Source organism: Specibacter sp. NPDC057265, assembly GCF_042668835.1.
GTDB lineage: Bacteria > Actinomycetota > Actinomycetes > Actinomycetales > Micrococcaceae > Specibacter.
On record NZ_JBHUYE010000001.1, the window covers coordinates 306169 to 330105 of the forward strand.

The 23937-nt window shown below is 60.6% G+C and carries 16 protein-coding genes and 1 pseudogene; 11 read left to right on the forward strand and 6 right to left on the reverse strand.

The genetic code is table 11. The features are described 5' to 3' along the window. Positions 1–58: 58 nt before the first annotated feature. A complete protein-coding gene (locus ACFUCV_RS01305; RefSeq protein WP_380811173.1) occupies positions 59–898 on the forward strand; it encodes a hypothetical protein in 840 nt (279 codons plus the stop codon). A gap of 162 nt (positions 899–1060) precedes the next feature. On the opposite strand, the pseudogene ACFUCV_RS01310 reads toward ACFUCV_RS01305, so the two are convergent. Beyond that, positions 1061–1435: pseudogene (locus ACFUCV_RS01310) on the reverse strand (transposase); the annotation flags it as partial. A gap of 959 nt (positions 1436–2394) precedes the next feature. Here ACFUCV_RS01310 and gmd point away from each other — a divergent pair. From gmd to ACFUCV_RS01345, 7 genes are all read left to right on the forward strand, one after another. Then, positions 2395–3423: a GDP-mannose 4,6-dehydratase gene (gene gmd / locus ACFUCV_RS01315; RefSeq protein WP_380811175.1), complete on the forward strand. Its 1029-nt coding sequence runs from the start codon at positions 2395–2397 to the stop codon at positions 3421–3423. A gap of 2 nt (positions 3424–3425) precedes the next feature. Next, on the forward strand, positions 3426–4394 hold the full coding sequence (locus tag ACFUCV_RS01320; protein ID WP_380811177.1) for a GDP-L-fucose synthase family protein: 969 nt from the start codon (positions 3426–3428) through the stop codon (positions 4392–4394). 104 nt (positions 4395–4498) lie between these two features. Further along, on the forward strand, positions 4499–5974 hold the full coding sequence (locus ACFUCV_RS01325; RefSeq protein WP_380811179.1) for a polysaccharide biosynthesis tyrosine autokinase: 1476 nt from the start codon (positions 4499–4501) through the stop codon (positions 5972–5974). Positions 5975–6120: 146 nt separating this feature from the next. After that, positions 6121–7500 (forward strand): sugar transferase, encoded by a 1380-nt coding sequence (locus tag ACFUCV_RS01330; protein WP_380811464.1) that lies wholly within the window; start codon positions 6121–6123, stop codon positions 7498–7500. Positions 7501–7566: 66 nt separating this feature from the next. Further along, complete coding sequence (locus ACFUCV_RS01335) at positions 7567–8880, forward strand: UDP-glucose dehydrogenase family protein (protein WP_380811181.1); 1314 nt, start codon at positions 7567–7569, stop codon at positions 8878–8880. Positions 8881–9268: 388 nt separating this feature from the next. Further along, the gene (locus tag ACFUCV_RS01340; RefSeq protein ID WP_380811183.1) at positions 9269–10780 is read left to right on the forward strand and encodes a DUF4012 domain-containing protein; all 1512 of its coding nucleotides are present in this window, start codon (positions 9269–9271) and stop codon (positions 10778–10780) included. Positions 10781–10955: 175 nt separating this feature from the next. After that, entirely contained in the window at positions 10956–11561 is a 606-nt protein-coding gene (locus tag ACFUCV_RS01345; protein ID WP_380811185.1) for a peptidase, read from the forward strand. Positions 11562–11634: 73 nt separating this feature from the next. On the opposite strand, the gene sufU is transcribed toward ACFUCV_RS01345, so the two are convergent. From sufU to ACFUCV_RS01365, 4 genes are all read right to left on the reverse strand, one after another. Beyond that, positions 11635–12096 (reverse strand): Fe-S cluster assembly sulfur transfer protein SufU, encoded by a 462-nt coding sequence (gene sufU, locus ACFUCV_RS01350; RefSeq protein ID WP_380811187.1) that lies wholly within the window; start codon positions 12094–12096, stop codon positions 11635–11637. A gap of 3 nt (positions 12097–12099) precedes the next feature. Then, positions 12100–13419 carry a SufS family cysteine desulfurase gene (locus ACFUCV_RS01355; protein ID WP_380811189.1) on the reverse strand — a complete coding sequence of 440 codons (1320 nt, stop codon included), beginning with the start codon at positions 13417–13419 and terminating at the stop codon, positions 12100–12102. Positions 13420–13573: 154 nt separating this feature from the next. Then, positions 13574–15007, reverse strand: coding sequence for a glycerophosphodiester phosphodiesterase (locus tag ACFUCV_RS01360; protein ID WP_380811191.1), 1434 nt, complete (start codon positions 15005–15007; stop codon positions 13574–13576). Further along, positions 15007–16593 carry a sugar transferase gene (locus ACFUCV_RS01365; protein ID WP_380811193.1) on the reverse strand — a complete coding sequence of 529 codons (1587 nt, stop codon included), beginning with the start codon at positions 16591–16593 and terminating at the stop codon, positions 15007–15009. Before ACFUCV_RS01365 ends, ACFUCV_RS01360 begins: the two co-directional genes overlap by 1 nt. 673 nt (positions 16594–17266) lie before the next feature. Here ACFUCV_RS01365 and ACFUCV_RS01370 point away from each other — a divergent pair. Further along, entirely contained in the window at positions 17267–18904 is a 1638-nt protein-coding gene (locus tag ACFUCV_RS01370) for a family 16 glycosylhydrolase (RefSeq protein ID WP_380811195.1), read from the forward strand. 45 nt (positions 18905–18949) lie between these two features. Here ACFUCV_RS01370 and ACFUCV_RS01375 read toward each other — a convergent pair whose 3' ends face one another. Further along, on the reverse strand, positions 18950–19393 hold the full coding sequence (locus ACFUCV_RS01375) for an adenylyltransferase/cytidyltransferase family protein (RefSeq protein WP_380811197.1): 444 nt from the start codon (positions 19391–19393) through the stop codon (positions 18950–18952). Positions 19394–19757: 364 nt separating this feature from the next. On the opposite strand from ACFUCV_RS01375, the gene ACFUCV_RS01380 reads away from it, so the two are divergent. Together ACFUCV_RS01380 and ACFUCV_RS01385 are read left to right on the forward strand one after the other, a co-directional pair. Next, the gene (locus ACFUCV_RS01380) at positions 19758–20462 is read left to right on the forward strand and encodes a hypothetical protein (RefSeq protein ID WP_380811199.1); all 705 of its coding nucleotides are present in this window, start codon (positions 19758–19760) and stop codon (positions 20460–20462) included. Positions 20463–20490: 28 nt separating this feature from the next. Continuing rightward, positions 20491–23889: a fibrinogen-like YCDxxxxGGGW domain-containing protein gene (locus ACFUCV_RS01385; protein ID WP_380811201.1), complete on the forward strand. Its 3399-nt coding sequence runs from the start codon at positions 20491–20493 to the stop codon at positions 23887–23889. Positions 23890–23937 lie beyond the last annotated feature (48 nt).

The window sequence follows — 23937 nt, forward strand, 5'->3', positions numbered from 1 at the left end:
TATATCAGTTTCGATTCCCTTTGGAATCGGTTCTCGGCGACTTCAAGGGATGGGTCGCATGGTCGATGTTGTCCGGATTGGGCTCCTCGGACCTATAGTTCAGACCGTCGCCTATCTCCCGCTATGGGCGTTGGATGCGCCGGTTGAGGCATACTTCTATGTACCCGGTACAGCCTATTTTGCTATGGCAGTTGCGGGATATGTGGTTGCCAGCCGAAGATCTGGCATCAAACTCTACTTTTGGGGCACAGCGCCATTCCGGAGGGTGGTGACGCAGCACCGACTGTGGCACACGGCCGCACCCTTCCTTATAGTCTCCGTGGGAATGGCCGCCGGATTTCAAAGTCATCGATTGCTTTTAGCCCAGTTCGGAACGCCGACAGATGTCGCTGAGTATTCTCTAGTTGCACAGTTTCTGGGACCACTTCTGGCGGTCACGAGCGTGGTGGGACAGAACCTTTGGACTCGATATCGTTCCATGATTGGTACCAAGAGTTTAGAAATATCCGTTTTTCGCAGTCACATACTTATATTTTTGATTATTGGCTTGGTTTTTTATGGTGTGCTTTTTCTGGTTATGCCAGTAGCTTCTAATCTACTGACCGCTGGCGCAATATACCCCTCTGTGCTAGTAATAGTGTTTGCAGGATTATATTTGCTCGTATCCGCGATTCATCAGCCTAGTGCCATGCTTTTGAATGATACGAAAGGACTTTGGTTTCAAGCTGCCTGCGTCATTATGGTTGCAGTTGGAACGATTGTATTGACAATATTGACTGTCGATAGATTAGGCGCTGCGGCCCCTTACGCTTCGATGGTAGTTTCTATGGTCCTGTTTCAGCTTTTTCCGAGCCTTAGGCTTGCCATGCTGATAATTCGGAGGCAGAACAAGGCGTAATCAGGCGTAATCAGGCGTGATGGGTTGACGGGCCATATTTTCAAGGGTGTTGATAGGGTGGCGTTCAGGGCTGGGTAGTTTTCGTAATTGATCAGGTGCCGGAGCTTTCTCTTTCGTTCGGACAGCTAATTTTTGTCTGATGCTTGGTGTTTTATAGGCTCTTCAGAATCCAGAGTGCAGTTTTGGTCTGAAGCCACTGGATTCCAGTAATAACCTTGCGACGTAGTTCGTGAGATTGTGGAAGCCGAGGGCGGATCTCAGAGGTGTTTTTCGTCGGCCGTTGATCGCTTCGGTGGGGCCGTTCGAGGTACCGGGCCGGTCGAAATAGGCCGGCACGTCCACTCCCCGTCTTTGGACGGTCCGTCCTGGGGTTTTGAGTTCCGTGAGCGCGGCCGGAACACCAGATTTCAGGCAGTTAACCACGTCCTGCATTAACTTCTTGTCTTGGGTCCGGTCAGGTTCCCGGTAGGGGCTGATCATGCGCTGATAGATGCCTCAGGTAGCTTCCACTTCAGCACGTGTATCGGCAGCGAATAAGTGGTTCTCCTTGGTTCGTGATGAATTCGGGTTTAGCGTCCTTGACCAAAGGTGGTTCGTACCCTGCTGTGATGGATGTTCTGACGCATTCATCTTTGACAGGACTGCGAGCCTTAACGAGCTTACTTCGCTGCGCCCTGCCCCTTCCAGAGCCATTTTTGATCTGGCCGATTTCCGTGTCCTTGGAACCCAAGTACTTAGATTTGGCAGCCCAGGATCCACATTGAGAGCACTGTGGAATCGAGGTGTCCTGGCTGCGGGGTGATTAATGGGAGATTGGAACAGCTCCGAGGCTCTGCCCTCGGCTTCCGGAATCTCACCAACTACGTAGCCAGGTCGCTGCTGGAATCCGGAGGCTTCAGACCGGAACTACACTCTCAATTCGGAAGAGCCTGATTGGCGCCCGTCGCCATTCCTGACGGCAGCCACGCGTCCGCGAATTCCCTGTAACCGGCCCACTGGAAGTTATTTGGGCCAAACGTCGGCTGTTTTGCGACGAGTCATTGTGCCCGCACAAAACGTTCTTTGAAGCTACGCTCCAGATCCCTGCATGGGCGCGCACCACGAGTCGGCTGCGCAGCGCTCTCGTGCGAGCGGTCATCAACTCTGGCCGCGCCGCAACGGAAACCCCCACCGCCCACGCCGTCGCCTGTTGGTTTGGACTGCCCCAGCTTTCATCGACTATCGGGGGTTCAAGCCGGTGAGGCTTCAGACGGTCGGCCGTCGGTTCCACTCGCGGCAAGCTAAAAACGGCCCCATAGCCGCAGTTAGATTAGCCACCACTTAATCAAGTTACAAAATGTCCTGCACCTGAACATGGTGCAGGACCCGACCTCAACAAAACCTGTATCATTTTGAGAACAACGTGGACGAGTCAATCGACAATCGTTCAGCCGTAGAAATGTCATCTCACTGGTTATTCACAACGTTGTCAAGACTGCAAATAGGGAGATTTTGCGTTGTCTAAGCGTGCATTAATTACTGGAATTACCGGCCAAGATGGCTCTTATCTGGCAGAGCTGTTGCTCAAGAAAGGCTACGAGGTCCACGGTTTGATTCGCAGGGCCTCAACATTTAATACCACTCGTATTGATCATCTATACGTTGACGCGCATGATCCGTCAGCTAAGCTGTTCCTCCACTACGGGGATTTGAGCGATGGTGCCAGGTTAGTGACCCTGCTGGCGCAAATTGACCCTGATGAGGTCTACAACCTTGCGGCTCAGTCTCACGTACGGGTCTCCTTCGATGAACCTGAGCATACAGCTGACACCACCGGTGTGGGGACGGTCCGCTTGCTGGAGGCCGTGCGCATGTCCGGCATCAAGACACGTTTTTACCAGGCGTCCACCTCCGAGATGTTCGGTGCCACTCCGCCGCCCCAGGGCGAAGACACGCCTTTTTACCCCCGCTCCCCCTACGGTGCCGCGAAGGTGTACAGCTACTGGATCACTAAGAACTACCGTGAGGCCTACGGCATGTTCGCGGTCAACGGGATCCTGTTCAACCACGAATCCCCCCGTCGTGGAGAGACCTTTGTAACGCGAAAAATTACCCGCGCCGTGGCCGCTATCAAGGCAGGCCAGCAGGAGGATCTCTACATGGGCAATCTGGATGCCATCCGCGACTGGGGGTATGCCGCGGAGTACGTGGAAGGCATGTGGCGCATGTTGCAGGTGGACGAACCCGAGGACTTTGTCCTCGCAACTGGTGTGGGCTACACAGTGAAAGACTTCCTGAACGAGGCGTTTAACCACGCAGGACTTAACTGGGAAGACCACGTCAAATTCGATGAACGCTACCTTCGCCCCACCGAAGTGGATGCCCTCATTGGCGATCCTTCCAAAGCCCATGCGAAGCTCGGATGGAAAACCACTGTCGAAACGCCCGAGCTGGCGCGCATCATGGTTGATGCGGACATCAACATCTTGAAACACGGCGGTAGGCATTGGGTAGACAATGTGGACCTAGCCACTTGGAAGGCTTAGCCATGAGCCTTGACTACACGCCCGCACCCCTGGACCGTAATGCTACGTTTTATGTAGCTGGCCATAGAGGACTGGTCGGTTCAGGTATTTGGCGGAACTTGCAAGTTTCTGGATTTACAAATCTGATTGGCCGTACCTCCAGCGAGCTCGATTTGAAAAACAGAAAAGCAACTTTTTCATTTTTCGCCGAAACAAAACCGCAGTACGTGGTACTCGCCGCCGCTAAAGTGGGCGGGATTCTGGCGAACAGCACCTATCCCGTTGATTTTCTCAGCGACAATCTTCGGATCCAAGTCAATGTGCTTGATGCGGCGCGTGAGCACGGAGTGGAGCGGCTTTTGTTCCTTGGCTCGTCCTGCATTTATCCGAAATTGGCAGAGCAGCCCATCCGCGAAGACTCGCTTCTAACAGGCCATTTGGAACCTACCAACGATGCCTATGCCATCGCCAAGATTGCAGGGATCCTGCAGATTCAGGCCGTCAGACGGCAGTACGGTCTGCCTTGGATTTCGGCGATGCCCACCAACCTTTACGGACCGGGCGACAATTTTTCCCTGAAGGGTTCACACGTTTTACCGGCCCTCATCCGCCGTTACGACGAAGCCGCTCGTCTTGGTGTTCCGTCGGTGGAGAATTGGGGAACAGGTTCACCTCGCCGCGAGTTCCTGCATGTGGATGACATGGCTGCCGCGTGTCTGCACCTGATGGAGAACTACAATGGCCCGGATCAAGTGAATGTGGGCACCGGCACGGACGTCACCATCAAGGAACTTGCAGGGCTCGTTGCTGACGCCGTTGGATACACGGGGGAAATGTTGTGGGACACCACCAAACCCGATGGCACACCACAAAAACTTCTTGACGTGACCAAATTGGACCAGGCCGGATGGCGGGCATCCATTAAACTGAATGAGGGCATACGCAACACGGTGCAGTGGTACCGGGATAACCGTGAGAACATCCGGGACTAGGGCGTTCGAACAGGCGATATAATCAACCACTAGGCGTCAAAAAATATACTCAGGCCTCTCCTGGTGTGTTTGCCGCTGATTTATCTACACGGGGGAACTTGCTCTTGGAATTACGGGACTACCTGCTCATTTTGCGGCGCAACTGGATCATGATTGTGGCCCTAACCTTGGTCGGCTTGTTGGTTGGCGGGCTGACTTCATTGTTGACAAAGCCCATCTATTCCGCAGAAACCCAACTTTTTGTCGCCACTCAAAACTCCGGCTCTGTGCAGGATCTGCAAACGGGTAATACCTTCATTCAAGCCAGGGTTTCGTCCTATGTAAAAACGGCGACTACACCAACGGTGCTTCAGCCGGTGATTGATACATTGGGGCTGGACGCCACGCCACAGCAGCTTGCTGCAAAGGTGTCTGCAAGCTCTGATCTGAAGACAGTCCTGATAACCATTTCCGTGGAAGATGGATCCCCCGTACAGGCAGCCGCCATTGCCCAGGGAGTGGCCAATAGCCTGATTCAGGCGGTTGACACACTTGAAGCACCCGCTGCAGGTGGCGTCTCCCCCGTCCGGGTTTCAGTCATCACACCGGCCACAGCGCCGTCCTCACCTTCGGCTCCTAATACCAAAATCAATTTGGCACTGGGTCTTTTAGTGGGCTTGGCGCTGGGGGTCGGCGCAGCTTTGCTTCGGACCACTTTGGATACCCGCATTAGAAGTGAGCGCGATCTCAATACCATCACCCAAGCGCCTGTTCTAGGCGGCATTGCGTTTGATGCGGACGCGGCAAAGGATCCACTTGTCAATGCCGGCTCGCACCACAGCCAGCGCGCTGAGGCCTTCAGGCAGCTCCGCACAAATTTGCAGTTTGCCCACGTCAGTCACAAGAGCAAAACCGTTTTGGTGACTTCATCATTGCCCGGTGAAGGCAAGAGCACCACTGCCACCAACCTCGCCATCGCTATGGCCGAATCCGGCCAGTCCGTTGCCCTCGTGGACGCGGATCTCCGCAGGCCAATGGTCGCAAAATATCTGGGACTGGAAGGCAACGCGGGTCTTACCACCGCATTGATCGGACAGGCAGACGTGCAAGATCTTATGCAGCCGTGGGGACAAAACGAGCTTCACGTGCTTACATCAGGGCGGATTCCTCCGAACCCCAGCGAACTTCTGGGCTCGCATGAAATGAAGCAGTTGATCCTGCGCCTGGAGCAGGCATTTGACTCCGTAGTCATAGATGCCCCCCCATTGCTTCCTGTAACGGACGCTGCGGTTCTGGCCCAACAAGTGGGTGGCGTCGCCTTGGTGGTGGGTTGCCACACAGCCAAACGCCCCCAGGTGGAAAAGGCCATTGCCACCCTAGAGTTGGTCAATGCGGACATTCTGGGCGTTGTTCTTAACCGTTTGCCTGTCAAGGGTCCCGACGCCTATTCATACACCTACTACGGCTCTAACGCTGCAGATACGGACAGCTCAAGCCAGCCCTACAGAAGAGCGAAGACATCGAACATGACAACTGGGCAGCCTACTGAGGATGCCTTCGAGGAGATACTTCGCGGTAGAGTCTCTCGCCGCGGCGCATAGCTCCTTTTGCCATCCACCCAGTTCGCGAGTAATAAAAGTCACGCTCCAACATTTGTGATGTCGATTGTCAATATTTACGGGGAAAGAGTATGAGCTTGGGGCATTGGCGTAGTCGATACATACAAAAGATTCGAATCGTAGATGCGATGGTCGTTATCTGGGCTATCGTCGGGGCGCACGTCTTTAGCTTAGGTGTCGAGTTCAACCAGACGATTGCGGGAGCTCAGAGCATCCCCTACGCGGCCATGACAATTGTTCTGCCCCTTATATGGTGGTGCATGTTGGGGATCTGGGACAGCCGCGCCCCTCGTATTCTTGGGACAGGGCTTGAAGAATATAAGAGGGTCACGAACGCAAGTCTTTGGCTATTCGGCGCGGTGGCAATTTTTTCCTATGCACTTCAAATCGACGTAGCGCGTAGCTATGTAGCTATAGCCCTCCCCGTTGGCACGCTGGGATTGGTTGCCGGTCGCTGGGTGTTGCGTCAGCACTTGAGTCTGGATCGTGCAAAAGGCGGTAGTTCATCCCGTCTATTACTTGTAGGCAATGAAACTGCGGTTTTGCACCTTATTGCAGCACTCGAACGTCACCCACTCGCCGGCTACCAGCCAGTAGGTCGCTATCTGCCTGGAGCTCGGGTCGAAAGTAAGCCAGACCAGCTCCGTATTCCTATGCTTGGAACGGACGCATCTGTGAATGGAATTATGGCGGCAGTCAGGTCATCCTCAGCTGATGCCGTGGCATTATCTGGAGGAAATTCTCTTCATCCAAACACGACTCGTCGACTGGGGTGGGCGCTTGCAGAGAACAACATTGCTCTTATAGTTGCTCCAGCCCTAACGGATATAGCTGGACCCAGAATCCATATGCAACCTATAGCTGGCCTTCCGTTAATCCACGTCACCACGCCTAAGCTGGAAGGTGGAAAACGAGTGGCCAAGAGGGTTTTCGATCTCGTAGGTGCTGGATTGCTGATCGTCCTCTTATCCCCACTGTTTGTCATACTCGCTGTACTTACTAAGGTGTCAAGCCCAGGGCCGATTTTTTATACTCAGGAGCGGGTTGGGGTCCGTGGCGCAGTGTTCAAGATGATTAAATTTCGTTCGATGGTCCCGGACGCCGATCTTCAATTGGTCCGGCTTCTCGAGGCGCAAGGCACCGCTGACAAACCCTTATTCAAGGTGGAAAACGACCCCCGCATCACTCCCGTCGGAAGGATACTTCGAAGATACTCCCTGGACGAGCTCCCTCAATTGTTCAATGTTCTATTAGGTAGCATGAGCCTGGTCGGCCCACGTCCGCAACGCGATGGTGAGGTGGCTCTCTACGATGAAGACGCTAAGCGTCGCCTCTACGTGCAGCCCGGAATGAGCGGTCTATGGCAGGTCAGTGGTCGCTCCAATTTAAGTTGGGATGAGAGTATTCGTCTCGATTTGTACTATGTGGAGAACTGGTCTTTGACAACGGACATAGCAATTCTCTTGAAAACTGCCAAAGCCGTCGTTTCGAGTTCAGGCGCCGTATAAATTCACGGGTAACGTATTTTCCTCGGGAGCCCTTCTCTCCAAACTTTGACTCTGAAAGGTCATGCAATGCGAATATCTGTAATTGGTTGCGGCTACCTTGGTGCGGTACACGCCGCTTGCATGGCCAAGCTGGGCCATGATGTGGTGGGAATTGACGTCGATGAGAACAAGATTGCTGACTTGGCCGCCGGCCATGCTCCGTTCTTCGAGCCCGGCCTGGAGAACCTGCTGCTGGAAGTGCAGGAAACCGGCAGGTTGACGTTCACATCAGACATGTCCCGGGCCCACGGCAGCGATGTTCACTTCATCTGCGTGGGTACCCCCCAAAAAAAGGGAGAAAATGCCGCGGACATGACGTATGTGGACGCGGCAACCCAGGCCCTGCTCCCCTACCTGCATTCGGGGGATCTTGTGGTGGGGAAGTCCACGGTTCCCGTGGGGACAGCGGCCCGGTTGGCCGAGATGGTGCAGGCCCATGAACCCGGCGCCCACTTGGCATGGAACCCTGAGTTTCTGCGTGAAGGACATGCCGTCAAGGACACTCTTACCCCGGACCGCTTTGTTTACGGCGTGCCGGGTGGATCCGAGGACCACGCCGCGGTAGCCGTCCTGGATGAGGTTTATGCAACTCCTTTGGGAATGGGAACGCAGCGCCTGGTGGCTGACTACGCCACGGCCGAGTTGGTCAAAGCCGCAGCCAATTCATTCCTGGCCACTAAAATTTCCTTTATTAATGCCATGGCGGAGGTCTGTGAAGCCACCGGTGCTGACGTAACTGTCCTGGCCGACGCCATTGGTCTGGATGACCGCATTGGCAGGAAATTCCTCAACGCCGGCATCGGTTTTGGCGGAGGTTGTCTGCCCAAAGACATCCGTGCGTTCATGGCCCGTGCCGGTGAGCTGGGCGCGGACCAGGCTTTGACGTTCCTGCGCGAGGTGGATGCCATCAACATGCGGCGCCGATCACGGACAGTTGAACTGGCCCGTGACTTGTGCGGTGGCACCCTGATGGGACAACGCATCACGGTCCTGGGAGCGGCATTCAAGCCCGACAGCGACGACGTCCGGGACTCCCCCGCACTCAGCATTGCCGCCCAACTGCAATTGCAAGGCGCGGTGGTCACGGTCAGTGATCCGCAGTCCTTGGGCAATGCTGCCCGACGGTTCCCGGAACTGAACTACGTTGCCAACACTGCAGAGGCGCTTAACAATGCTGATGCCGTGCTTCTGCTGACGGAATGGAAGGAGTACCGGGATCTGGATCCCTTCGAAACCGGCACGCTGGTCAAGCAAATGCGGATTCTTGACGGACGCAATGTCCTGGACCTTCAAAAATGGCGCGCCGCCGGTTGGTCCATTCGCGGAATAGGGCGGCCCTGACTCCATGAATGACAATGCAGACGGGAGCCACATCCCAGCAACGTCCCCGAACATGCGCAGACGTCGATCGCAGCAACCGTTCCGAAAGCGCAGGCGCGGACTCTTTTGGGCGGGGATCACCGTCGGTGTCTTGGTGCTGGTCTTAGGTGGTGCAGCAGCGTGGCTGGGCGTGCAAGCGGTAATTATCAGGGACAATCTTCAAGCCACCACTGAGATGTTGCCGCAGCTAAGAAAGCAGCTTTCGTCCAATGACAAGGCAGGCGCGGCGGCAACAGTCGACGCACTTTCACAACATACCCAAGCCGCCAAAGCAGCAGGCACAGGGCCCATTTGGACCGTTGCCAATGCAATCCCGTGGTTGGGACCAAACTTTGCTGCCGCAACCACCGTGACAGTGACAGCTGACGATGTGGTCCAGCTGGCGGCCAAGCCACTCCTTGGAGCCTTTGATTCTCTGGATTGGAAGTCACTCACGCCCACCGAGGGTGCCGTGGGGTTGGAGACCATCAGTTCAGCAGCTCCCAGCGTGGTGGCCGCTGCAAATACAGTTGAGCTCTCTCACAAGCGGCTTGCGGACATTGATCAGAGCAAGCTGGTGCCACAAATTGCGGAGCCGTTGTCTGCAGCCCAAAAACAACTCGATGAGCTGCGGGGAACGCTCAATGTAGCCTCCAACACCGTCCAGTTGCTGCCGGCAATGATGGGAAGTGAGACGCCACGGAATTATCTGCTCCTTATTCAAAACAGTGCCGAAGCCCGTGCCATGGGTGGCATTCCAGGTGCCCTGACAGTCCTCACTGCCAAAGAGGGCAAGATTGAGCTCACCGCCCAGGCTTCCGCATCGGAGCTGGGAGCTTTTGTGCCGGCCTTGAAGGTGGATTCGGCGCAGGAGGCCATTTACACCAACCGGCTGGGCAGCTATATGCAGAACGTCACCATGACCCCGGACTTTCCCACAGCAGCTTTAACCGCGCAAACCATGTGGCAGCAGCGGCACCCTGGTGATGCCATAGACGGGGTCATCACCATAGACCCCTCAGCACTTGCCATCGTCTTGGGTGCCACAGGAGCCGTTGATGTTGCCGATGCCATTCCTGAGGGCGTGGACATTGGCACCTTGCCCACCAAATTGGATAAGAACAATTTGGTCCAGGCCCTGCTCTCTGGCGTTTACGCCAATATTGAGGATCCGGCATTGCAGGATGCCTACTTTGCGAAGGTGGCCGAGAAGATCTTTACGGAGGTTTCCTCCGGCAATACGTCCGGGGAAAAGCTGGTGACGGCTTTGGGCGAAGCGGTTGCGGATAACAGGATTAAGGTTTGGTCTGCCCACCAGAATGAACAAAAACTCTTGAATACACAAAAGATTGGCGGGGCCATTTCCGGTCCCAGTGTTCCCGCGGCTGCATTTGGTGTGTACTTCAATGACGGCACCGGCGCCAAGATGGATTATTACGTCAAGCGAACAGTGCAGCTGGTACAGCACTGCACCCAAGGCGGGTACGGGCAGTACACAGCTCGCATAACACTGAAGAATACTGCTCCGGCAGATGCTGCCACCTCCTTGCCAAAGTACGTCACCGGTGGTGGGGCGTTCGGAGTCACCCCAGGCAATGTAGCAACCAACGTTGTTGTTTACGGTCCCTCCCAGGCACGCACCCAAGCAGCACGACTTGATGGGACTGAAATTCCCATCAGTTCCTACACGCATGCTGAACGCCCGGTGGGCCTCACACGGGTGGAGCTGACTCCGGGACAAACAGTCACTGTGGAGGTCGACTTTGCCAAGGTGGTCCAGACCGGAACGCCCCATTTGGACGTCACACCCACGGTCCAAAAAACCACTGAGGTGGTTTTGCCGGCCGAGCTGGCCGCGAACTGTGGTACCCCAGCCAACTAGCTGCATAAACCGCACATGTCCATTATGTGGCGGGTTATTAACACAAAAGTTAAATTTGCATTTCTGCCCCCCGATATGTTGGTAGATCCACATACGGCTGATAGTCTCAAAAGGACTTAAAAGCTCATCGGGGGCAGCCAGTCAATTCGCAAGAACTCTAAACGGGGGAACCTCTATGAAAAAAACACTCGCAAGCCTTGCCCTGGCAGGCGTCTTGACCATTTCCGTTGGTACCGTGGCAGCTCAGGCTGCTCCCGAGTACCCCGCAACACAGCCCAGCGTGACCGTGTCTGACGGCACTGTGACCCCGGGCGAAGCCGTAATCTTCTCCGGCACCGGTTTTCTTCCCGGTGAAATCATTGACGTAACCGTAGAGCAGACTTCCGTCGTTGCCGGTGGCGCCATTGGGTCATTGGGCGGCGGCGTATCCATGTCCAAGCCGATGATCATCAAGGCTGTGGCTCCGTTGAGCTTCACCACCGAAGCAGCAGCTGACGGCTCCTTCTCCGTGCCGGTGACTTTGAACGCAACAGGCACTTACACCTTGACTGCCACAGGTCGCGAATCCAAAGTGACTGTCACCCAGGTAGTGAAGGTTGTCAACGCTGACGGAAGCGCCGTTGTGGGCACCGACGTTGCCGGCAGCGGCACCGATGGCGGCCTGGCCAACACCGGTCTTGACCTGGGTGTTCTGGTCTGGTCCGCAGTTGGCGCCGGCGCACTTGCTGCCGGTGTGGGCACCGTGGTGGTTTCACGCCGCCGCAACTCACAGAACGCATAACACCACTAAACACCGGCCTCGGCCGGAAATGTGAAGAAAGCCCGGAACCAATGGTTCCGGGCTTTCTTGGTTCTTAGCGGGTTTGATTTAATGCATCCTCGGCAGCAACCCACGCGAGCATGGCGCATTTGACCCGGGCCGGAAACTTGGAAACCCCGGAGAGCGCGGCAGCGTCCCCCAGAACTTCCTCATCGGCCGCCAGCTTCCCACGGGAACGCATCACCTCACGGAAGCGGTCAATAAGGGATTGGACCTCATTTCGGTCCACCCCCACCACCATGTCGCTGAGGATGGAGGCCGAAGCCATGGAAATGGAGCACCCATCCCCCGCCCAGTGGATGCCGGAGACGGTGCTCCCGCTGGTCTCAATGCGCAGCGTGATTTCATCCCCGCACACAGGGTTCAGCTGGTGGCACTGGCCCATGGTGGCTGGCAAGTGCGTGTCCAACGCCTGCTCTGGTGTCAGGTCCGCCCCGCGGCGTGTCTTGGATTCCTCCAAAATGATTTGCTGGTACAGCGAGTCCAATTGATTCATGGTCTAGGCTCCTTCGGCGCCAAAGTAGCCGCGCACGCCGGCAACTGCCGCCAGGAACGCATCCACTTCCGCGGTGGTGTTGTACAGGTACGCGCTGGCGCGGGTGGAGGAGTTCAAACCCAGGCGGCGGTGCAGCGGTTGGGCGCAGTGGTGGCCCACCCGCACGGCAATGCCGGCCGCGTCAAGGTACTGGCCCACGTCATGGGCGTGTACGCCCGCCACCTCAAAGGCTGCCAGTCCTGCCCGGGGAATGCCCGCAGCAGGGCCCAGGACCCGAACGCCCTTAATCTTTTCCAGTCCGCTGACCATGCGCTGGCCCAGCCCGGCCTCCCATTCGTGGATGCGGTCCATGCCCGTTTCGCTCAAATAGTTCACTGCGGCTGCCAACGCGGCGGCCTGGGAGATGGGTTGGGTGCCTGCCTCAAAGCGCTGCGGTGAGGGCAGGTATCCCGCGCCGTCCATGGTGACGGTGGTGATCATGGAGCCACCGGTCAAAAACGGCGGCATGGCGTCCAGCAGCTCGGCGCGTCCATAGAGCCCGCCAATGCCTGTGGGTCCGAGCATCTTGTGGCCGGAGAACACGGCAAAGTCCACATTGAGGGCTTTGACATCCAGCGCCAGGTGCGGGGCCGATTGGCAGGCATCCAAAACCACCAGTGCCCCCACCTCGTGCGCCAGGGTTGCAAGCTCCACCACGGGGTTGATGACGCCTGTGACATTGGAAATATGGCTAAAGGACAGGACCTTGGTGCGTGCGGTGATGAGCTTCGCGGCGGCGTCCATGTCCAGGGTGCCGTCGTCGTGGACGGGGATGAAGCGCAAGGTGGCGCCGGTGCGGCGGCACAGTTCCTGCCACGGGATCAAGTTGGCGTGATGCTCCATCTCGGTGACCAGGATTTCATCTCCAGGCCCCACGGCGAAGCGCTGGGCCTCCGCCGGGACCTCACCCACGCTGGCATTGGCAAAGGAATAGGCCAGCAGGTTCAACCCGGCAGTGGCATTGGCAATCCAAATGAGCTCGTTTTCGGCCGCGCCAATGAACGCCGCCACGGTGGCACGGGCGTCTTCGAAAACGTCCGTGGCCTCCACTGCCAGGGAGTGCGCACCGCGGTGCACGGCGGAGTTGCGTTGTTCGTAGAATTCCTGCTCGGCCTCCATGACACTGGTGGGCTTTTGGGAGGTGGCTCCGGAATCCAAGTACACCAGGGGGTGGCCGTTGATGGTCTGTTCCAGGATGGGAAAGTCATTGCGGATACGCAGCACTTCGGTATCCGTCAGCTGTCCCTCGTGGGAGTGCGGGTTGTGCTCAGCGGTGTCAGTCACCAGATGTGCTCCTTGGCTAGCTCGGCTGGCCATTTCACGGCCGGCAAGCGCACCGGTGATTACGGCACGCTCTTATCACCTAATTGTGGCACTAATCGGGTGTTCCGGCAGCTGAGGATGGGCTTACTCCTGCGGCGGTGGGGGCAGTATTGCCTCAACTAATGGAAACGCTCCGGAACGCCACCGGCTTTGCGGCCGGATAGTTTTTGCACAGGCTCAAGTATCCGCCGCGGTGCCCGGCATCCTCCACCCGGAGCTTCCATTCCGCTTCGCCGCTGCGGCTCACTTCCACCCCGGCTGCATCAAGGCGCACTGTCAGTGACACCCACTCCCCGGATTCGACGGCCCGGGTGGCCACGGAGGCGAGCCTGGTGCCCTCCCCCTGGCCAGCCCGGCGGGAGTGGAGCACCAGTTCCCCATCCGGGTGCAGCAGCAGGTGGTATCCGGCCACGGCAGCCGGCTGGTGGATTAAATACGGCTCATCGCTGGCTTGGCCAAAGGCCAGCCCCGCGGTCTCGCCCAGCTCCGGCGGCCACACCGGCCAGCACAGTTCCACGGTGAGGATGGCGGATTCGGCGCTCCAGGGGCTCAGCGATCCCATCACATAGCTGGCGTGGCTGTCCATGCCCAGGGAGATGGTCCCGGCGCCGGGATCTAGAGCCGGCTGCACACCCCAGCCCTTGTCCAGGGCCCAGGGCAAATCCCCTGCCGCCCGCAGTCCGGTGCCGAAGGCATCGCTGGTAGCGCCCGGGCGTTCTTCGCGGACATAAAGGATGTTGGAGCACATCATGCCCTGGACCCCCAGGGCGGCCAGCCGGTCCCGTTGGGAACGGGTGTGCACTTCCCAGGCAATGACGGGTTTGCCCATGGCCACCAACTCGCGGTAGGCGTCGTCGTCCGCGTCAACTGACAGCCCGGCCAGGTCCAGTGCGGGCACCACGTCCGCGAAGGTTGCGCGCTGGTCGGCGTCAAAATAGCCCCACACCCGGTACCCGCGGCTCTTGACCTGGGCCGTGTGGGCTCCCTTGGAGCTTTGCTTCCAAATGAGGTGGTTGGTGGAATCAGGGTACTGGTCCATCAGATCCAGCAGCGCCGTGGTGTTGGTCCCTTGTTTGTCCTCCAGGAAAATGACATGTGTGCCCGCCATGGCATCCAGGACGTCCCGCAGCTGTGGGATGGCCTGCGGCGCGGCGGCCGGGCCCAGCCACTTGCGGGCATCCACGGCAATGGTTGAAAGCTCACTGAAGCTCAGCTCGGAGATTTTACGTTCATCCCCGGCCGAGCGGCGCAGGTTGGTGTCGTGATGGCACACAAAGACCCCGTCGCTGGTGGCGTTGACGGAGACCTCAATGGCCGCCATGCCGTGGGCAACGGACTCCTGGTAGGCCTGCATGGTGTGTTCGGTCCAGTTGTCCCCGGATCCCCTGTGCGCAATGTAGAACGGGGACGCCGCCAGCAAGCTCGCCACCGTATGCACGTGTTGCCTGGGCTGTGGTTCCACCCCGGCGCAGCCAGCCACGGCGGCCGCCGCCACCGCTCCAACACCGAGCAGCAGCTGCCGCCGGCTCACAACTGGCAGGCCCGGCATCAGTAGGCTCCGGCCGGTTCAAGCACTGTCCGCACGGTGCGCCACAAAATGATCAGGTCCCCGGTCAAGGACCAGTTCTCCACGTAGTACAGGTCCAGCCTGACGGCCTCCTCCCAGGGCAGATCGGACCGGCCGCTGGTCTGCCACAGCCCGGTGATGCCCGGCTTGATCAGCAGCCGGCGCTGCACGGGGGATTCGTACTGGGCCACCTCCTCGGCCAGCGGCGGCCGGGGACCCACCAGGCTCATGTGCCCGGCCAAAACGTTCCACAGCTGCGGCAGCTCATCCAGGGAGTATTTGCGCATCCACTTCCCGCAGCGGGTGATGCGTGGATCGTCGGCCATTTTAAACAGCACCCCGGAGCCTTCATTGTGCCCGCGCAGTGCCGCCTGCAGCGCCGGGGCATCGGCCACCATGGAGCGGAACTTCCACAGCCGGAAGGTGCCGCCGTTTTTGCCCACCCGGTGCTGGCTGAACAGGGCCGGGCCCGGGCTGTCAGCCTTGACAATCCCGGCCAAAAGCAGCAGCAAGGGCATGATCAGCACCAGCCCAACCGCGGCCAGCACCACGTCCACGGCGCGTTTCACCACATGCTTGATGCCTGAGTAGCGGGGCAACTCCACATGCATCAGCGGCAGTCCGTCCGCGGGGCGGAAGTGCAGCCGCGGCCCGGCCACATTGGCCAGGCTTGAGGCCACCACCAGTTCCGTGTCCAGATCCCCCAGCCGCCAACCCAGTTCCTGAATGGCTGCGGGTCCGCCGGGAAGTTTTCCCGCCACCACCACCGCCTGCGCCCCGGCCGCTGCCACCAGGGTGTCAATGTCTGCAATGGTGCTGAGCACTGGAAGGTGCTGCCAGCGGCCAGGACCTTCCACCTCATGCGTCAGCGCCATGCCGGAGACCTTATACCCGGTACTGGAGCTGCGCTCCAATTGCTGCACCACGTGGTGGACCTCCGCGGCGCTGCCCACCACCAGCGCCGGGGAAAGGTACTGCCCGGCACGGCGCCGCCGCCCCAGCCAGCTGCGCCAGACGTGCCTGTTCAGCAACAGCAGCACCAGCCCGGCCGGCAGTGCCACGGCAAAGAAAAGCCTGGGCACCTGCACCCCCAGGACCACCATCACCATGGCGAGGATGCCGAAGGCCCGCAGCGTTGACTGCACCACTGTGCGGTACTCCCCCACGCCGGCGCCAAAGCCCTTGTGCTCGCGGGAGCGGCCGTATTCCAAATCCAAATTCCACAGCACCAGGCCCAGCAGGCACAGCCACAGCAGCCAGTGTGCCGGCAGCCCGTCCAGGACCGGCTGCGCACTCTGACTGGAGGCAAAGGCCACCGCGAGCACGCCGGCGCAGACTGCGGCGTCGCTCAGGCGCAGCCGCCAGGCGTAGGCCGCGCTCCACGCGCGCCGGCTGCCGGCCGGTGCACCCTGGGCGCGGCGCCGCGCCCTGGGGGCCGCCACGGGCGAAGTTTTCTTTGCGTATCCCGCCCCGGTGCCGATTCCCGGAACCACGGCGGTGGCGGCAAGGCTGAAGTGGTTCTCCGCCTCGCGCTGCAGCAGCGCGGGGCCTTCAATGAGCTCACTCATGGTTCATGCCACACAGCTGGCGGATGCCACCGCGTACCACCTGGACGGCGTGCCCGTGCCGGACCACTGGGGCAAAACAAGGAGCCGACGGCGGCTGGGGGAAGCCTTGGTCTCAGAAGGCTTATCCGCCGCCGACTCCGCTTGTGGAGCCCGGCCGTTGCCGCCGGACTGTGGTGGGGGCCAGCACCTTGAATTTCCATGCCGGGGGTTGACAAGTCTGGATCCTGCCATCCGGCGCGGCCATGCTGCTGACATGTTTTGGGCCCCCTGCTGAAGTAACTGACTGCTCCCCAGTCAAGTCCAGCCGCCGGCTGGATGCACGAGTGATTCCTACCCGTCCGTGCCGCCGCCCCGCTGCCGCTGCGCCGCTAAATTACCTGCCTGCACTCTTCGCTACTGGCTTAAGTGATGGAATTCACCATCATGTTTTGGCCCGCACTGCCGTTTGGACGCAATGGGGTTACCGGCCCGTACCGCTCTACGTGCGGTAGTACAAAGGTCACATCGATGCAAACGCCAAAAAGTCATGGACTCCGCCATTGTGACCGATACCGATTTGTTACCAAAGATGGACTGGGACATACTTGTGGAGGTCTCAGAGGGTTCCCAGGGCACAGCCTTATGAAAAAGTCGCTTCTCAAGCGTCCTCAACCAAGAGAGTCTCACTTACTTTATGACTACCAAGTCCATCACCGCGCCCTCAGCGCGCACCAAGAAAAGGCCGGCAAGAATGACGGCCGGTGTTTTGTCCGCGGCAATCCTTGCCTCGCTGGTTCCTGCCATTGGTGCCAATGCTGCCGAAACCAGCTATGTCACGCAGTCGTCCCTGCTGAACGACTCCATGTCCCGGACCGTGTCCAACAGCTGGGGAACAGCCAGCAACACTGTCAAGTACTCCGGTGCCACTTCAGCCTTGGCCGTGTCGGGGGGCACCGCCAAGTTGAGCCTGGACCGTCCCGGCAAGTCGGTGACCACCGAAGCCGTGGTGAAGTCCACCGACGCCGAGGCTTCCTACCAGGTCTCCGTTGACAAGCTGCCCACCTCGGGCAGCGGCGTTTACTCCTCACTGCACCTGCGCCACAGCGGCACCGGCTTCTACCGCACCACCTTGCAGGTCACCCCGCAGGGCAAGAGCTACCTGGAAATTTCCCGCTCCAACAAGGGAAAGATCACGGTCTTGAAGAAGACGGCACTGCCGTTGACCATCAAGTCCGGCCAGAAGGTCAACGTGGAACTGCGTGCCACCGGCACCAGCGCCGTGAACCTGCAGGCCAAGGTGTGGCCCACCGGCACCACCGAACCCGCAGCGGCCGCGCTCAGCTTCGATGACAAGACAGCCGCCAAGATCTCCACCGCCGGCAACGTCGCCGTCAGCGGCTACCTCTCCGGTGGCAGCCAGGCCTCGACCCTGCGCTACGACGACTTGAAGTTGTCCTCCTTGAAGGTTGCCCCCGCAGCCACCGTCAAGCCCGTTCCCCTGCCCACGCCGGTCAAGCCTGTCGCTCCGGCACCTGTGAAGCCAGTGGTTCCGGCACCTGTGAAGCCTGCTGTGCCTGCTCCCACCCCTGCCGGTTTCCGCCAGGGCTGGGGCGAGCCGGTGTTCCGTGACGAGTTCAATTCCCCTCTGACCCAGTGGAATGTGCGCGACAACGACTCGCTCTCCTACGACAGCGCCCGGATCAAGGCCGCCAACGTCAAGGTCAGCGACGGCCTGCTCCACATTGAGGGCAAGAAGGAAAAGGCCAACGGCCGCGACTTCACCAGTGGCTACATTGATTCCATTGGCAAGTTTGAGCAGCAGTACGGCCGCTGGGAAGTCCGCGCCAAGATCCCCACCACCCCCGGGGACTCACGCGGCATCTGGCCCGCCTTCTGGCTGCGCAACTCCGGTGTGGGTGAAATTGACATCATGGAGGCCTGGGGCGATCCCTTCGACAACCCCACCAAGGTGGGCACCTCCTCCTTCACCGTCCACGAATCCACCAACGGTGGCGGACAGCGCAAGGGCTGGAACTGGGAAACCCAGGCCGGCACCAAGGTCAACTCCTCACAGGGCTTCCACACCTGGGCCATTGAATACACCCCCACCGAACTCAAGGGCTACTTTGATGACAAGCAGGTCATCACCGCCACCAAGGCACAGTACCCCTGGCTCTGGGGCGCCAACTTCCAGACCAAGTTCAATATGCGCCTGAACCTGCAGATTGGTTCGCCGTACCACGGCCAGCCGATCGGTCCGGATTACAAGGACACGAAGTCGTACTCCGACTTCCAGATCGACTACGTGCGCGCCTGGGCCTACAAGGGTTAATAGCCTTTTCCTTCGCACACGTCCCACCCAGGTGGGGGCGGACCCTTAGCGGTTCGCCCCCACCTGGTTTGCGTTAATGGCCGCGAGCGCCAACCGCAGCTGCGTGCTGGAGGTGTGGACGGTGTACGGGAAGTACACCACCTCCACCCCCACCTTGGCGAACCTGTCCTCCAGGGCGCGGCCCTTGGCGGTCCCGCGCCAATCGTCGCCCTTGAAGAAAATGTCGAACCTCAGGTGGTCCCAGGTGTCCAGCTTGTCCGGGAACACCTCTTCAACGCCTTCGTCCACATACTTCACCGCCTGCACAATGGACAGCCGCTCCGTCAGCGGCACCACCGGCCGCTGCCCCTTGCTTGCCTCGCACAGTTCATCCGAGACCACCCCGGCAATCAGCCAGTCACACTGGCTTTTGGCGTGCTTGAGAATGTTCAGGTGCCCGATGTGGAAAAGATCGTAGGCGCCTGCTGCATAACCGATGCGCTGAACCATGTAATGCTCCTCGTTTAATTCTTTTGCCGTCCCGGGCAAGCCGCCGGCCCGCATGCGTGCCGGCGGCTTTTGCCGCTGCCATGTTCCTGGCGCCGCAATCAACACTAGGGACGCCGCGCACCCCGGTCACGGGTAGGGCAGGCCCACAAATGCGCGCCAATACTTGAGCCTTTCGGCGGCCGCTACCTAGCCGCGCACGCCACTACTTGGCGGAATCCGCAGCCGTACTTCACTTCCCCTGCGGCACTGCCCGTTCTGGCCCAAAAGCCCTGATTTTCCTTGCCCGGCAGCAGGCCCGAGCCTACGGTATGAGCAATCCCCCGAACACGGTGGACCATTGCACTTGCCCGCGTAAGGAACATCGGTGACGCCAACCCATTCTTCAAACCAGCAACCGCCACGGTCCCGGTCCGCGCGCATCATTGCCCCGGCCGTCATTGTGCTGGCCGCCGGCGCCCTCGTGTTCGCCACCATGGGCCAGGGCTCCGGAACGGAGGCACCCACCACCCCGTCCGCTCCGGCCCCCGGATCCGCCACCGCGGCCGCCCCGGCGCCCGCTGCCGCCACATCCGCTGCACCCACCACCGCTGCGCCCGCCACATCCGCTGCGCCCGCCGCACCCGGGGCCACCGTGCCGCCGTCGGCCATTGACAATGCGGCGGTCACGCCCCCGGTCAAAACCGCCGTGGCCTCCTTCATCACCGGGACCGGCCAAATTACCGCCGCCCCCGCCGCCGTCGACTTCGCAGCCGTGGCCCACGGCTCCGCCCTGGGCGAGCTCGAAGCCCAGCAGCAGGAGTTTGCCTCCAACGGCTGGCAGCTCTCCGGCACCGTAAACGTTTTTGGCGCTGCCTCCACCAGCACCGAGACCCGGGACGGCGCCGAGGCGGTGCTGGTGACGGTCTGCCTGGACTCCAGCTCCGTGGCCGTCACCGACCAGACCGGCGCCACCGTCCTGGCTGCCGGCAAGCCCGGCACCCGCAAAAACCTCAACACCTATGTGGTCCAGGAAGTCTCCGGAAAGTGGCTCGTCGTTGAGCACACCTTCCCCGGCGACACCAGCTGCTGACACCCACCCAACCTCAAGGACCAAGCCCATGAAACCACGCACTGGCCAACCCCGCCCGGCACTGCCACGCACCCTGTGCACGCTGTTGAGCGCCGCCGCGTTGCCGCTGTCCCTGCTCTTCGCCTTCACTCCGTCGGCGCAGGCCGCCGGGCCGGCCGTGTACGACGGCAGCAGCGCGGCCTACGCCGCGGCGTCCTGCTTCGAAATCAAGCAGCTTGCCCCGGAGGCGCCGTCGGGGGTGTATTGGCTGCGCACTCCGAAGCTGCCAGCACCCGCCCAGTTCTACTGTGACCAAACCACCGACGGCGGTGGCTGGGTGCTCATTGGCCGGGGCCGGGACGGGTGGAAGGAAAACTATGAAGGCTACGGCACGCCCGCCCAGCTCAGCGCGAACGTCACCGGCACCGCCGCCTTTGTGCCACGGCAGCTGCCCTCCACAGTGGTGGATGGGCTGCTGAACGGGGCCCGCCCCGACAGCCTGGCCGACGGTGTCCGGCTGAACCGGGCCACCAACACGGACGGCAGCAGCTGGCAAAACGTGCGCTTCAAGTACAGCAAGCAGCCGCGCTGGACCTGGACGTTCCGCGCAGAAACCCCCGTGAACTCCGTCAGCTTTGACGGCGTGGCCGCCTCCGGCGGACAAACCGGGGACTTTGGCAGTGACCAGGACCTGCGGCGCGTGTACATGCAGACGGCCACCACCCAGAGCTGGAAGATCGGCTTCTCCTTCGGCTCAAATGCGCGTGGTTCCTCCGATGCCGGCAGTTATGTGTGGTCCGCCGCCGCCGCCACCGGCCGCCCCCAGCCGTTCACGCAGATGTTCCTGCGCCCGCGGCTGCTGCAGGCGGATTTTCCCGCCGCAACGATTGCCGACGCCGGCACGCCCGCCTACGCCCAGACACCGCTGGCACAGACCGGTTCGCTGCCCACCACCTGGGGCGTTTCCGGGCTGGCCAACGGCCGCTCGGGGGAAATGAACACCGAGGTCCAGGCCTTCACGCAATCGGGGTCCACCGTCTACGCCGGCGGCAACTTCCGCTACGTGCAGCAGAACAAGGCCGGCACCGGGCAGGTGGAGCAGCGCTTCCTGGCCGGCTTCAACGTTTCCACCGGTGCATGGGATGCGAACTTCCGGCCCACCTTCAACGGCCAGGTCAAGGCGCTGGCCACCCTGCCCAACGGCCTGGTGGTGGCAGGGGGCGAATTTACAGTGGCCAACGGCCAACCACACGCCGGCGTGGTGGTGCTCAACCCGGCCGACGGCTCCACCAACAACTCCGTGAGCGTGAACGTCCGCAACGCCCTCACCGCCGAGGTGCTGCAGGTGCGCAGCCTGAAGGTGCAGGGGAACTGGCTCTACCTGGGCGGCAACTTCACGCACCTTGGCGGCGGCACCCGCCCTGACACCACCACCTATTCCCGGTCAGCGGCCCGGGTGTCCGTGGCCAACGGCACCCCTGACGCCACCTGGAACCCGGCCTTCAACGGCACCGTTTCGGAGGTGGAGCCCAGCGCCGACGGCACCCGGCTCTACGCTGCCGGCTACTTCACCACCAGCAACGGCGCCACAACCCACAAGATCGCCGCACTGGGCACCGCCGCGGGCGCGGCGAAGGTCACAGCTGATTGGACCATGATCTCCAGCGGCAACGCCGACTTCCAATTCACCGTCAGTGAGGGCGCCTCCCAGATCTGGCACGGCGGCTCCGAGCATGACCTGTTCGCCTACAACAAGACCAGCTTCACCAGGACCGCCACGAACATTGGCAAATACAACGGCGACTTCCAAACCTCGCAAATCAGCAATGGCACCATTTACGCCGGCTGCCACTGCAATGACTTCACCTACACCGGCGCCAGCTTCTGGCCCAACCTGGGCTCCACCTGGACTGTGGCTGACAAACTGGGCTTTGTGGGGGCCTGGAACGCCGAGACCGGCATCATTGAACAGTCCTTCAACCCCATCCTGGACACCCGCGCCGGGCATGGGGCCTGGGGCACCTTCACCGATTCAAACAACAACCTGTGGATTGGCGGGGACTTCACCAACTCCGTGTCCCAGACCGGCTCAAGCCAGTGGTCCGGCGGCTTTGTCAGGTTCGCCCCGCGGGATGCGGCGGCACCGGGCAGCCCGCAAAACCTCACAGTGACCTCCAACGGCATTGAGGACACCCTCTCCTGGGGCGCCGCAGGCGGCGGGCCTGCCGGCTATCAGCTGCTGCGCAACGACCGTGTCATTGGCACCGTGGCCGGCACCAGCTTCAGCACCCCCACCGTGGCCGGCAGCAGGTACTTTGTGCGGGCTGTGGACGCTGCCGGGAACTACTCCGCCAGCACCCCGGTGGCCGTTGCCCCCGTGGTGGTGGATCCTCCCACGCTGTTGATCGAGGCGAACGCCTCCTGGTCCTACCGCTTTGAAAACACCGCCCCGCCGGCGGCCTGGAAGGACAACGGCTTTGACGCCTCCGCCTGGGCCAGCGGCCCCGCTCCCCTGGGCTGGGGATCAACGGCCATTGCCACCCCCCTGGCCGTGGCAGGCACCAAGCCGCTGGGTGTGCAGTACCGCAAAAGCTTCACCATTGACAATGCCGCAACGGTGGCTTCGCTGGAGCTGACCACCAAGGCCGACGACGGCGTGGTGGTGTACGTCAACGGGGTTGAGGCCGGCCGCAGCAACATGCCGGCCGGGACCATTGCCTGGAACAGCTACGCCACCTCCGCCCCCCGCACCGCAGCGGCCACCTCCGTCAGCTACACGGTCCCCGGATCGGTGCTGGTCAACGGGGTCAACACCATCACGGCCCAGGTCAGTTCCAACCACCGCACCACGCCCGACTCCAGCTTCTCCCTGACGGCTTTGGCGGTGGCCGGGACGCAGCCGCCGCCACCGCCGCCGCCGGTCAAGCCGGTGGTGCTGGTGCCTGCGGCCGCCAGCTGGCAGTACAGATTTGAAAACTCCGCCCCGGATCCGGCATGGACCACCACGGCCTTCAATGCTTCATCCTGGGCCACGGGCCCGGCCCCGCTGGGATGGGGGGACGGCTCCATTGCCACCACCTTGACGGCGGCGGGCACCAAGCCGTTGGCGGCCCAGTACCGGCTGAACTTCACCATCGATGACCTGGCGTCCTTTGACGAGGTCAAACTTGTCACCCGGGCCGATGATTCCCTGCTGCTCTTCGTCAATGGGGTGGAGGTCTCCCGCACCAATCTGCCCGCCGGAACCATTGCCTGGAACAGCTACGGCACGGCCGCGCCGAGCACCAGCTTCGCCGCCAGCAACCCCATCTCGGTGGTGGTGCCGGCGTCGGCCTTTGTGCAGGGCAGCAACAGCATTGCCGCCTCGGTGCATTCAAACTTCCGGTCCACGGCCAATTCCAGCTTTGCCCTCACCGCCACCACCGTGGTTGCGCAGGAGCAGCCGTGAACCGGCCGCACAGTGGTCCCGGGCAGCTGACAATCAACTTGGAGAAGG